A 10,886-nucleotide genomic window follows, 5' to 3' on the forward strand; every position below is an offset into this window, starting at 1 on the left:
GCCGGCGCCGGGCCGGATCTGGCCCGGACCATGCCTGACCAGGCCTGCTCCGGGCACGTAAGCCCGGTGGCCGCTGTTTGAACCCGTCGAACGCGAACACGAGGAGCGCTATGACCGAGACCCGCGGCAAGGGGAACAGATCGGCCGCGAAGGTGGCCGGGCTGAAGATCCGGCGGGTTCGCACCACGCCCGGAGTCCACCCCTACGACGAGGTGGAGTGGGAGTCCCGGGACGTCGTCATGACGAACTGGCGGGACGGATCGATCAACTTCGAGCAGCGTGGGGTGGAGTTCCCGACCGCCTGGTCGGTCAACGCCTCCAACATCGTCGCCAGCAAGTACTTCCGCGGCGCGCTCGGCTCGCCCGAGCGGGAGTCGTCACTGCGCCAGCTCATCGACCGGGTGGTGCACCGCTACGGCGCGGCCGGCCGTGAGCACGGCTACTTCGCGTCGGAGGCCGACGCCGAGGCCTTCGAGCACGAGCTGACCTGGATGCTGCTGCACCAGGTCTTCAGCTTCAACTCCCCGGTCTGGTTCAACGTCGGGACGGCCGCGCCGCAGCAGGTGTCGGCGTGCTTCATCCTCGCGGTGGACGACACCATGGAGTCGATCCTCAACTGGTACCGGGAGGAGGGCCTGATCTTCAAGGGCGGCTCCGGCGCCGGCCTCAACCTCTCCCGGATCCGGTCCTCGAAGGAGCTCCTCTCCTCCGGCGGCACCGCCTCCGGCCCGGTCAGCTTCATGCGCGGCGCGGACGCCTCGGCGGGCACCATCAAGTCGGGCGGGGCGACCCGACGGGCGGCGAAGATGGTCGTCCTCGACGTCGACCACCCCGACGTCGTCGAGTTCGTCGAGACGAAGGCGCGCGAGGAGGACAAGATCCGCGCGCTGCGCGACGCCGGGTTCGACATGGACCTCGGCGGGCGGGACATCGCCTCGGTGCAGTACCAGAACGCCAACAACTCCGTGCGGGTCAACGACGAGTTCATGCGCGCCGTGGTCGACGGGACGTCCTTCGACCTGCGGGCCCGTCTCGACAACCGGGTGATCGAGTCGGTGGACGCCCGCGGGCTGTTCCGCACGATCTCCCAGGCCGCCTGGGCGTGCGCCGACCCGGGCATCCAGTACGACGGCACGATCAACGACTGGCACACCTGCCCGGAGTCCGGCCGGATCTCCGCGTCGAACCCGTGCTCGGAGTACGTCCACCTGGACAACTCGAGCTGCAACCTGGCCTCGCTGAACCTGATGAAGTTCCTGCGGCCGGACCGCACCTTCGACACCGAGACGTTCGTCGCGTCCGTCGAGCTGATCATCACGGCGATGGACATCTCGATCTGCTTCGCGGACTTCCCGACCCCGGAGATCACCAAGGTGACCCGGGCGTACCGACAGCTCGGCATCGGGTACGCGAACCTGGGCGCGCTGCTCATGGCCAGCGCCCGCGCGTACGACTCGGACGGGGGCCGGGCGCTCGCCGCCGCGATCACCTCGCTGATGACCGCCACCGCCTACCGCCGCTCGGCGGAGCTCGCCGGCACCGTCGGCGCCTACGACGGCTTCGCCCGCAACGCCGACGCCCACCGGCGGGTCGTGCGCAAGCACTCGGCGGCGAACGACGCCGTCCGCACCGTGCACGCCGAGGAGGCACGCCTGATCACCGCGGCTTCCAAGGAGTGGGAGCGGGCGCTGTCGGTGGGGGAGAAGCACGGCTGGCGCAACGCGCAGGTCAGCCTGCTGGCCCCGACCGGCACGATCGGCCTGGCGATGGACTGTGACACCACCGGGATCGAGCCGGACCTGGCCCTGGTGAAGATGAAGAAGCTGGTCGGCGGGGCCAGTATGAAGATCGTGAACCAGACGGTGCCGGCGGCGCTGCGCGCGCTGGGCTACGCAGAGGAGACGATCGAGGCGATCGTCGAGTACATCGCCGAGCACGGCCACGTGGTCGACGCCCCCGGCCTGCGCACCGAGCACTACGAGGTCTTCGACTGCGCCATCGGGGACCGCGCGATCAGCCCGATGGGCCACGTCCGGATGATGGCCGCCGTCCAGCCGTTCCTCTCCGGTGCCATCTCCAAGACGGTGAACATGCCGGCGACGGCCACCGTCGCCGAAGTCGAGGAGATCTACCTCGAGGGCTGGCGGCTCGGCCTCAAGGCCCTCGCGATCTACCGGGACAACTGCAAGGTCGGTCAGCCGTTGACGGACGTGAAGGGCGCGAAGCGGGACGCCGACGCGGCGGCCGAGGTGGCCTCCGACGTGGCCGCCCGGGCCGCCGCCGGGGCGGCCGCGGTCGCGGCGCAGTCCGCCGTGGCGACGCAGCCCGTGGTGCAGCCCGCGGCCGACCCCGGTGAGCACCGGCCCGTACGCCGCCGGCTGCCGAAGACGCGCCCGTCGCAGACCGTCTCGTTCAGCGTCGGTGGCGCCGAGGGGTACATGACCGCCGGCTCCTACCCGGACGACGGCCTCGGCGAGGTCTTCATCAAGATGTCCAAGCAGGGCTCCACGCTCGCCGGCGTGATGGACGCGTTCTCGATCGCGATCTCCATCGCGTTGCAGTACGGCGTGCCGCTGGAGGCCTACACCAGCAAGTTCATCAACATGCGGTTCGAACCGGCCGGCATGACCGACGACCCGGACGTACGGATCGCCCAGTCGATCATGGACTATCTGTTCCGTCGGCTGGCGCTGGACTACCTGACCGAGGAGCAGCGCGCCGAGCTGGGCATCCTGTCCGCCTCGGAGCGGACACGGCGGCTGTCCGAGCAGACCGGCGGCGGCCCGGTCGCGGCGGCCGAGCCGGAGATCGACATCGAGTCGCTGCGGGCGTCCGCCCCGGTCGAGGGCGCCTCGGTCCCGGCGGCCAGCGCCGGTGCGGGGTCGGCCGGGTCGGCCGGGTCGGCGGGAGCCGGGCCGGGTGTGGGCGGCGGGCCGGAGCTGGTCGCGCAGGAGCTACGGCTGGCCATGCCGGGCGGTTCGCTGACCGCGCAGACGGTGGTCGACGCGCCGCTGTGCTTCACCTGCGGCGTGAACATGCGCCCGGCCGGGAGCTGCTACGTCTGCGAGCAGTGCGGCTCCACCAGCGGCTGCAGCTGACAACGAGCGGTACCGCGTCAGGTGCGCCTGCCGTGGGGCCGGTGGTCACCCACCGGCCCCACGGCTTCACCCGCCGGCCGCCCGGCGGTCCGCGCGGTCACTCGTCGCCGATCGCGCGCCCCGCGAGCAGGTTGGCAGTGAGCCGGGCGATGTCCTGGGCGAGCCCGGGGTGAGCCTGCGGACGGGGAGCCTGGGTTCTCACCAGACTGAGCACTGTGGTCAGGGTTTCCTCAGCGAGCTCTGCCGCCCCGACGAGGGCGACCTCGCCGTCGACGGGCAGGTGTGACTGGGCACGAGGTCACAGGCGGGGCCGAGCGTCATCGACCCGTCCAACCCCCTGGTGGATGCGGCCCTGCGGGGCGTCGGGCGATCGGTCGTAGCGTTCGATCGTCACGGCTGGCGCGCCCTCGAACTCCTCGACCCACGTGGAGTGGGAGGTGAGCCCGGTGGCCCGCGCGACGCGTGCCCCGAACTCCTCGTCGTAGATCGTTGTCGGGTAGTCCCGCGACCGTGGTTTGAGGATGTGGGTCGACGGCCAGCCGTCGACGACCCTGTTCCAGCCCTCGCCGGTCTGCGCCAGCACGATCTTGCCCTGGACGCCGGCCAGGGAGGTCTTGCCCGTGGCAGGCCTGTTTCCGAGCGGGTCGCGCTGGACATGGGTGAGCATGTCCGCCACCCCGGAGGCGGAAATCGGCTCGAGCGCAGGCTGCCTGGGCTCGCCAGGGACGTCCGGGTCCCAGATCCGTAGGGCTCCGGCGACGTGACGGCCGTACCGGCGAAGCAGGCCGATGACGTCCGGTTCGGAGACGTTGGCCTGCTGCGCGAGACGGGAGAGCGTCCGGGCCTCGGGCAGCAGTTCGCGGAAGAAGTTCTGTCGGCACTACTATGTCGAAGTCGGTCCTCGTGACGTCGACATCGAAGTCGTGACCCGGCAGTTTGGTTGAGGCGTCGCCGGCATTGGCAGGCGCCGGGTACAGATGACCAATCGACGGTGTGTTGTCCCGTCACGTTCCTCCGCCAGACCGGCCACATCGGGGATCCTGGGCGGGTGAACGCCTTTGCGGTGCGGGTCGCTCGGCCGGACGACTACGACGCCATCGCGGCGGTCGCGGACGACTGGTGGGGCCGGTCCATCGGCGCCGCGCTCCCACGACTTTTCCTTGATCACTTCTGTGCTTCAAGTCGGGTCATCGAGGATGATCACGGCCTGGCGGCCTTCCTCGTTGCCTTCCCCTCGCCGTCCCGGCCTCACGTCGCCTACATCCACTTCGTCGGCGTGCGGCCCGACCAGCGCGGTTTCGGTCTGGCCCGCCACCTCTACGAGGACTTCTTTCACCGCGCGCGGGCGGTGGGCTGCCGAGAGGTCCACGCGATCACCGGGCCGGGTAACATCGACTCCATCGCGTTCCACCGCCGCCTTGGGTTCGCCGTTGACGGTCCCCTCCCGGACTACAACGGCCCAGGGCGACCCATGGCGATCTTCCGGCGGTTGCTGGCCGACGACTCGTACAGCCCGTTCCCCAAGGATTGATCGACCACGGTGTGTGGTGCCCGCTTTGGGCGGTCCGGCGGGGTGGGAGCGCGATGCGAGTTGCCTGACCGGCGAATAGAGGGGCTGACGCAACTCGCTTTCGCTTCGGGGCCTCCGTCCGGCCCGGAGGCGAGCCCACCCGGGGCCCGGGACCCGGGGAGCGGCCGTCAGGCGGGGGTGCGGGTGGTGGGGATGGTCGCCTGGGCGCGGGGGGTCGGGCGGGCGCCGTTGTCGAGCATGTCCACCAGCAGGGCGGCCGTCCAGGAGAAGCGGTTGCTGCCGGCGCCGGAACCGTCGAGTGGTGAGTAGTACTCGAACATCGATCCCGACGACATGATGACGTCGAGGGTGTTGCGGCGGATCGCGGCGGCGGCCTCGGTCCGGCCGTAGCGGTCCAGCCCGTCCGCGATCAGCCAGTTCATGTTCACCCACACGGGGCCCTGCCAGTAGCAGCGTGGCAGGAAGGCGGGGTCGTCGGTCGGCACGCTGGCGATGCCGTACCGGGCCCAGTACCGCGGTGACATGAGGGCGTCGACCATGCCGTCCACCTGGGATTCCGGCACGACACCCGCGTACAGCGGGAGGAAGCCGGCGATGGTGTGGTATTCCAGCAGCTCACCGGTGCGGAAGTTCCGGCTGTAGTAGACACCGTCCGAGCACAGCTCGTTCAGCGCCGAGCGGGTCCGGCGCATCGATCGGGACAGCCAGCGCGGGATGCGCACCCCGGCCTCGGCCGCGATCGCCTCGAGATGCTCGTTGGCCCGGGCCAGGATCGCGTTGAAGGCCACGTCCTGCACGAGCGGGACGAAGGTGGAGCGGATCGTCCGGAAGTCATACCGGCTGCGGCGCAGCTCGCGGACGATCCGGTAGAGCGTGAACAGGTCCGCCGAGGTCAGCCGCTCGTCCGGCGGCACCTCCTTGGAGTCGCGGCGCAGGGCGTCGAGCGCGTCGTCACCGTTGATCCGGCGCAGCGCGCGTACCGACCGCGGGGCGACCGGCTTCGTCATCTCCATCCAGGTGGGGGTGTTGTCCATCCCGGACTCCCAGGAGTGGACCAGTGCCACCAGGCCGGTGTCGTCGGGGTCGCGCTCGCGGTAGAGCCACTCGTGGAAGCGCACCAGCCCCGGGGCCAGGCGCCGGTAGAAGTCGACCCGGTCCTCCCGGCTCATCGCCTGGCCCACCCGGACCGCCGCCTCGGCGATCATGGGTGGCTGGGTCACCCCGGTCGACTGGACCCCGCCGGCGGTCGTGCAGACCCGGTCGCAGCGCCAGCGCTGCGGACCCGCGTGGTAGTAGTCGGTCGTCTCGGCGAAGATCACGTGCGGGATCATGCCGCCGGGCCACTGGCCGCGCAGCAGCGAGAGCAGCTCGGTCGCGGCGCGCGCCGGGTCGAGGTGGCGCAGGCCGATGGCGATGAAGCAGCTGTCCCACAGCCACTGGTGCGGGTAGAGCGTCGGGGACGGCCGGGTGATGTCACCCAGGTCGTTGGCGCGCAGCACCGAGACGGCGGTCTCGCGCACCGCGGCGATGTCCGCCGGCAGCGGGATGTCCGCCGGCAGGGGGAGGTCCGCCGGCAGGGGGGTGCTCGCCGGCCGCGGGATCTCCGCTGCCGGCGAGGAGACCGCGCCGGGCCGGCCTGGCCCGTCAGGCCCGTTGGTGTGGGTACCGGGACCGCTGGAGTTCGCCGTGGTGGGGGTCACATCGACGGCGTCGATCAGGTCGGTGGTGCCGGCGGGCGCGGCGGCGGCGACCGGCGGAGCGGTCGCCGCGTGGTCCGCGGGTGGCCGGTTGGTGCCCGTGCCCACCACGGAAGGTGGTGCGCCCGGATGGTCCGCCGGTGTCTGCCGTGGCGCCGTGACGGCCGTGCCGCCGGACACGGTGGCCGCGGCGGGGTCGGGCACGGTCACGGTCGCGGCGCCGGTCGCGGTGCCAGGCGTGGTGGCGGATGGGTTGGAGCTCGAGGTGGCTGGGGCGGGCATCGGGGAGACCGACATCGTGAGAGAGTAGCGGTCACGCGGCGTACTCGCCTGGTGGGGGTGCCCGGTGTGGCCCGGCTAACGGGAGGCCGTTGTCGCGGGGTTACCGAGCTGGTGCTCCGCGCGGTTCCCGGGCCGGTGGCGTAGGAAAAGTCCGGTTCGGAGGCCCTGTCCCGATCGCCGGCGGCGGTCAGGCCCGGCCCGACACGCGCGTCCCGAACTTCTTCGAGTCGTTCCGGGGCGATCGGCGGTTCGCTACGTAGGGTAATCATTGGTCGGTCGGCGGAAAGATCTTCATCGTCGGTCGGCTGCGTGGCCGGCGGCTCCGGGAGGGCCCGCCGGCCACGGGAGGAAATCCCGTTCGGTGGCGAGCGGGTGGATGTCGGGGTCGGCGCGACCGGTGTTGCGGGCGCGGTCGGCGAGAAGGCCCGGCGCGTGCCACACGCGGCACCGGGCGCGGTGCCCGACGTGGGTCGCGCGCGGTGCTCGGCGCGGGCCGTGCGGTGGGCCCGGGTGGGGTGAGGGGTGGTGAGGTCGGTGCGCGTCGCGCGTTCGCCGCGGGGGGCGTCGGCACGGCGTCGGTCCGTGGGTGAGCCGGGCTCGCCCGTCGGCGGCCATCGCCTCTCGTGGCACGTGCCACATCGGCGAACCGGACCACACGGGGGTGCGTGAAGGGGCGCCCACCGGGTACTGCCGTGGTCTGCTGGTAATCCGATTCGTCCCCGCGCCGTTCGGCCGGGTCGAGAAAGGAGTCCGTCGCGTGACCGTGCGAGGCGTCGTACCCTCGCGCGAACACCGTGAAGGTGACGCCGATCTCTGGATTGTGCTCCCTAAGGTGTCATGGCAACCACTCTCCGTTACTAAAGGTCACCGATAGTCGAGGGTGAACGTCGCGGGTCGTCGAGATAGTTGCTCGTTCCCGCCACAGCACACGATCTGCCAGGTAGTCTTCGCGACAGCGGGTTCAGCGGCCCGATGGCAGGGGTCTACACTTCCCAGTAGGCCCGGCGATCGCTGACGTCCGGCTGTGCCTTCACGGGGAATGGTTGCGTCTGTTCAGTCGTTACCTCTCGTGCAAGCAACTAGACGACCCACCCGCACCGACCATCGGATCTGCCACTGATGACGCTGCCTGCCCTGGAACTAGCCGAGCGCACCGACGAGTCACGCCCGCGTCCGCGGCGTACCCGTCGCTCCGCTTCTCCTGTCCGTAACACTCCAAGCCGCACGCTGGCCGCGGTCCCCGACGAGCTCGACGAGCTCGACGTCTCCGCCGTCGCGGAACTCATCGCGCGTGGCCGCGAGACCGGCGAGCTCAGCCGTTCCGAGCTCCGGGAGGCTCTCGAGGCCGCCGACATCGGCGTCGAGCTGCTGCCCGCGCTGATCTCCCGCCTGGGTGCCGCGGGAATCGACCTCGTCGAAGAAGAGGAAGAGGGGCGTGTCACCCCCGGCACCCCGGCCGCCGGCCGTACGGTCGCCGACCACGCCGGCACCGCCGACCTCGTCCGCATGTACCTGCGGGAGATCGGCAAGGTCCCGCTGCTCAACGCCGCCCAGGAGGTCGAACTCTCCAAGCGCGTCGAGGCGGGCCTGTTCGCCGAGCACAAGCTCGACACCGACCACGACCTGGCCGACGGCCTCCGTCGGGACCTGGGCGTGCTGGTCACCGACGGCCAGGCTGCCAAGCAGCAGCTGGTCTCGGCCAACCTGCGCCTCGTGGTGTCGGTCGCCAAGAAGTACAGCGGCCGGGGTATGACGCTGCTGGACCTCGTCCAGGAGGGGAACCTGGGCCTGATCCGCGCGGTCGAGAAGTTCGACTACGCGAAGGGCTACAAGTTCTCCACCTACGCCACCTGGTGGATCCGGCAGGCGATCGGCCGCGCTCTGGCCGACCAGGCCCGCACGATCCGCATCCCGGTGCACGTGGTCGAGCAGATCAACAAGATCACCCGGTTGCAGCGCCAGCTCGTCTCGACCCTCGGCCGTGAGCCGACGGACGAGGAGCTCGCGCTCGAGCTGGACATGCCGATCGAACAGGTCGTCGAACTGCGCCGTTACGCGCAGGACACGGTCAGCCTGGAGACGTCCGTCGGCGACGACGGCGACTCCGTGCTCGGCGACTTCATCGAGGACTCGGACGCGACGTCGCCCGCCGACGCCGCCTCCTACGGCGCCATGCAGGACGAGATCGACAACGTCCTCGGTGCGCTGAATCCTCGTGAGCGCGAGGTCATGCGGCTGCGTTTCGGGCTCGCCGACGGGAAGCAGCACACCCTCGCCGAGGTCGGCAACCGGCTCGGGCTCACCCGTGAGCGCATCCGCCAGATCGAGCGGGACACGCTGCGGGAGCTGCGCAAGCCGGCCGTGGCCGGAAGGCTGCGCGAGTTCCTCGACTGAGGAGCCGGCGTCTGGGACGAGGTCGTCTATGGGCGCCGGCATCGCGGGCCGGCACCCATGACCGCCCGGGGTGTGGGCCGTACGGTCCCGCTTCGGCAGGGGTGGTCGGAGGCCGGATCTTCGCCTGAGGGCGAGGATCCGGCTTTTCCCTTTGGCTCCTCGGCGCGTTGACCCGGTCGTCTTGGCGTGCCTCTCGCCTGTGCGTTGCGGCCTGTGCGTTGCGGCCTGTGTGGTCGCGGGCCTATGCGTTCGCGGAGCGGGCGCCGGTGGGCGCGGCCACGGCGTCCAACGGGCCTTCGGTGACGATCCCGCCGGCCCTGGTCACCCGCGCGCGCTCGCCCTGCCACCACCAGCCCGGGAACCTCGCCAGGTGCTTCTGGAGCAGCCAGGAGCCAGCCGGGTCGCCCCACACGAACAGGGGCGCCGACGGCATCGGCGCGGTGACGACCAGCTCCCCGGTACCGCCGCCGGCCACCTCCCGACCGGACGGGTCGACGACGGCGACCGAGCATCCCAGCGCGGGGCCCGCCTCGCCGGCCCGCACCGGGTCGGTCGGCAGCCCCGCGACCAGCGCGGTGCAGACCTCGGTGCCACCGCTCATGGCGGCGAAGGCGACCGACGGGCTCACCGCCTCGTAGACCCAGGCCCCGGCCTCGGGGGTGAACGGGGCCCCGAAGGCACCGACCGTGCGCAGCAGCGAGAGGTCCGCGATGTGGCCCGGCACCACCCCGGCACGCCGGCAGGCCTCGATCAGGGCCACGGGGACGCCCAGGCAGGTGACGTCGACGGCCTCGGCGAGCCGCCAGAGGATCGACACGTCCGGGTGGGCCGGGCTGCCGTCGTAGAGCACGATCGTCGCGCCGGCCAGCAGCCCGGAGACCTGGTAGTTCCACATCATGCCGCTGGTCGTGCCGTGCCAGCAGAAACGGTCGTCCGGGCCGAGGTCCAGGTGCAGCACCAGCGACTTCAGGTGCTCCAGCAGGATCCCGCCGTGCCCGTGGACGACCGGCCTGGCCGGGCCGGCGGTCTCGTCGGTGAACAGGATCCACAGCGGCGCGTCGAACGGCAGCCGGGTGAAGGCCGGCTCCTCCTCGGCGGCGAGCAGGTCGTCCCAGGTGAGCAGGCCCGGCAGGTCGGCGCCGGCCGCTCGCGGGTAGGCGTCGGCCGACAGGTAGGGGACCAGCACCGTGGCCGCCAGGTTGGGCAGGCGCCGGGCCAGATCGGCCAGCGGCGGGATCGCGTCGTAGCCCCGGCCGCCGCGGGTGTACCCGTCGACGCCGAGAAGCACCCGCGGGGTGATCTGGGTGAACCGTTCGACGAGCGCGGCCGGCTCGAGATCCGGTGAGCACGACGCCCACACCGCCCCGATGCTCGCCGTCGCCAGCATCGCCACCACCGCGTGCACCGTGTTCGGCAGTAGCGCGCCGACCCGGTCGCCGGGCCGGACCCCGAGCCGGCGCAGCCCGGCGGCGGCCCGCGCGACCTGCCGGCGCAGTTCGTCCCAGCTCACCACCGCGGTCGCGCCGTCCTCCCGGACGGCGATGATCGCCGCGGCCGGGCCGCGGCGGGTGAGGGCGTTCTCCGCGTAGTTGACCCGGGCCGTCGGGAACCAGCGGGCGTCCGGCACGGCCGTGCCGGTCAGCGCCGGCCCGTCGCCCCGGTCGCCCTCGACGGCGCAGAACTCCCAGACCGAGTCCCAGAACCGGCCGGGTTCGGCCTCGGCCCACAGTCGTAGCCGTGTGGAGTCGGCGATGCGCAGCTGGTGCTCGTCGGCCAGCCACTCCCGGTACCTCGTCACCGAGGCCTCGGCCACCCGTCGCGGTGAGGGCTCCCACAGCACGGTGCCCTCGCCGACCCGACGCGGGGGGCCACCCGGTCCGCTCG

Annotated in this window: 6 protein-coding genes and 1 pseudogene; 3 read left to right on the plus strand and 4 right to left on the minus strand. The window is 71.7% G+C overall.

Features of this window, described 5'->3' with window-relative positions:
• Positions 1-110: 110 nt before the first annotated feature.
• Entirely contained in the window at positions 111-3,098 is a 2,988-nt protein-coding gene (locus B056_RS0125250) for a vitamin B12-dependent ribonucleotide reductase (RefSeq protein WP_018504642.1), read from the plus strand.
• Between the two features lie 298 nt (positions 3,099-3,396).
• Here B056_RS0125250 and B056_RS40055 read toward each other — a convergent pair whose 3' ends face one another.
• Together B056_RS40055 and B056_RS46185 are read right to left on the minus strand one after the other, a co-directional pair.
• Positions 3,397-3,765, minus strand: a complete 369-nt coding sequence (locus tag B056_RS40055; protein WP_020572701.1) for a HipA domain-containing protein — start codon at positions 3,763-3,765, stop codon at positions 3,397-3,399.
• An 84-nt stretch (positions 3,766-3,849) separates the two neighbouring features.
• A pseudogene (locus B056_RS46185) lies at positions 3,850-3,960 on the minus strand (HipA N-terminal domain-containing protein); the annotation flags it as partial.
• Between the two features lie 186 nt (positions 3,961-4,146).
• Here B056_RS46185 and B056_RS0125265 point away from each other — a divergent pair.
• Positions 4,147-4,629 carry a GNAT family N-acetyltransferase gene (locus B056_RS0125265; protein ID WP_035752753.1) on the plus strand — a complete coding sequence of 161 codons (483 nt, stop codon included), beginning with the start codon at positions 4,147-4,149 and terminating at the stop codon, positions 4,627-4,629.
• Positions 4,630-4,796: 167 nt separating this feature from the next.
• Here B056_RS0125265 and B056_RS0125270 read toward each other — a convergent pair whose 3' ends face one another.
• Positions 4,797-6,206: an amylo-alpha-1,6-glucosidase gene (locus B056_RS0125270; protein ID WP_035752756.1), complete on the minus strand. Its 1,410-nt coding sequence runs from the start codon at positions 6,204-6,206 to the stop codon at positions 4,797-4,799.
• Between the two features lie 1,521 nt (positions 6,207-7,727).
• On the opposite strand from B056_RS0125270, the gene B056_RS0125285 reads away from it, so the two are divergent.
• Positions 7,728-9,002 (plus strand): RNA polymerase sigma factor, encoded by a 1,275-nt coding sequence (locus B056_RS0125285; protein WP_018504649.1) that lies wholly within the window; start codon positions 7,728-7,730, stop codon positions 9,000-9,002.
• A 241-nt stretch (positions 9,003-9,243) separates the two neighbouring features.
• Here the strand turns inward: B056_RS0125285 and B056_RS0125290 are convergent, their stop codons facing one another.
• Positions 9,244-10,842, minus strand: a complete 1,599-nt coding sequence (locus B056_RS0125290) for an AMP-binding protein (protein WP_230203174.1) — start codon at positions 10,840-10,842, stop codon at positions 9,244-9,246.
• Between the last annotated feature and the right edge of the window lie 44 nt (positions 10,843-10,886).

The sequence above is a fragment of the Parafrankia discariae genome (genome assembly GCF_000373365.1).
Classification (GTDB): Bacteria; Actinomycetota; Actinomycetes; order Frankiales; family Frankiaceae; genus Parafrankia; species Parafrankia discariae.

Excerpts from the sequence above, each read along its gene's own strand:
- B056_RS0125285 (WP_018504649.1), top strand. The coding sequence starts at position 7,728 with ATGACGCTGCCTGCCCTGGAACTAGCCGAGCGCACCGACGAGTCACGC.
- B056_RS0125250 (WP_018504642.1), top strand. The coding sequence starts at position 111 with ATGACCGAGACCCGCGGCAAGGGGAACAGATCGGCCGCGAAGGTGGCC.
- B056_RS40055 (WP_020572701.1), bottom strand. The coding sequence starts at position 3,765 with ATGCTCACCCATGTCCAGCGCGACCCGCTCGGAAACAGGCCTGCCACG.